Source organism: Streptomyces sp. NPDC048269 (genome assembly GCF_040652395.1).
Lineage (GTDB): Bacteria > Actinomycetota > Actinomycetes > Streptomycetales > Streptomycetaceae > Streptomyces.
Window position 1 is genome coordinate 1 of the sequence record NZ_JBEZLW010000131.1, and the last position, 1,017, is coordinate 1,017.

1 pseudogene is annotated in these 1,017 nt (G+C 66.2%); it reads right to left on the reverse strand.

From position 1 onward, the window contains the following. Positions 1-33: 33 nt before the first annotated feature. Positions 34-951, reverse strand: a pseudogene (locus tag AB0D48_RS37450) (IS3 family transposase); the annotation flags it as partial. Positions 952-1,017: the final 66 nt, after the last annotated feature.

The following is a 1,017-nucleotide window of genomic DNA, read 5'->3' on the forward strand; positions in this document are numbered from 1 at the left end:
TGAAGTTCCCCCGCATACGTGGACACTCGTTTCTTACGCTGCGAGGGTGTGGTCTTGTTCGTGCCGCTGCCGTGTCTCGAGTGGGGTGAGATAGCCCCAGCCGGGGTGTTTGCGCAGGCGGCGGCGGTTGTAGAAGGTTTCGATGAAGGTGAAGATGTCCGCCCGGGCGGTGGCCCGGTCGGGCCAGGAGCGGGTGCCGATCTCTTCTTTCAGGACGGCGAAGAAGCTCTCGGCTGCGGCGTTATCGTAACAAGATCCGGTTCTTCCCATGCTCTGCCGCAGGCCCAACCTGTCTATCTCATGGCGGAGTTCTCCTGACGTGTATTCGCTTCCGCGGTCGGAATGCGCGATGCAGCCGGGTCGCAGTCGGCCCCGGCCGGCGGCCATGTGCAGGGCGTCGACGACCAGGGCGGCGCGGTGGTGGTCGGCCATCGAGTATCCGACGATCTCGCGAGTGGCGAGATCGAGCCAGGTGGCGAGATAGAGCCAGCCCTCGCCGGTCGGGATAAAGGTGATGTCACCGACCAGCCTGGTGCCCGGCGCGGAGGCAGCGAAGTCGCGGCCGAGCAGGTCCACGGCGGGCACGGCTTTCCTCGCCTGCCGGGTCAGGCCTCGACGCTTGCGCCGAGTGTGGCCCGTGATGCCGTGCTCGTGCATCACACGCTCGACGCGCTTGCGGTTGACCCGCTTGCCGAGTCTGCGAAGTTCGGCGTGGACGCGCGGGGCACCGTAAGTGCCGCGGGAGGCGATGTGAATCACGGTGATCTCGTGCGCCAGGGCCTCGTCGGCCGACTGTCGGCGGGCGCGGGCCGGCGCCCCGTCGCGCCAGGCGTAGAAGGAGGAACGGTTCACCTTCAGCAGCCGGCACAGGAAAGCAACAGGGTGGGTGGTCTTCTCCGCTTCGATGAACGCGTATATCTCGGTCATCGATCGCTTTCCTTCGCGAAGAAGACCGCGGCTTTTCGCAGGACCTCGATCGTCCGGGCCTGCTCGGCGTTCTGCTTCCGCAGCCGCTTA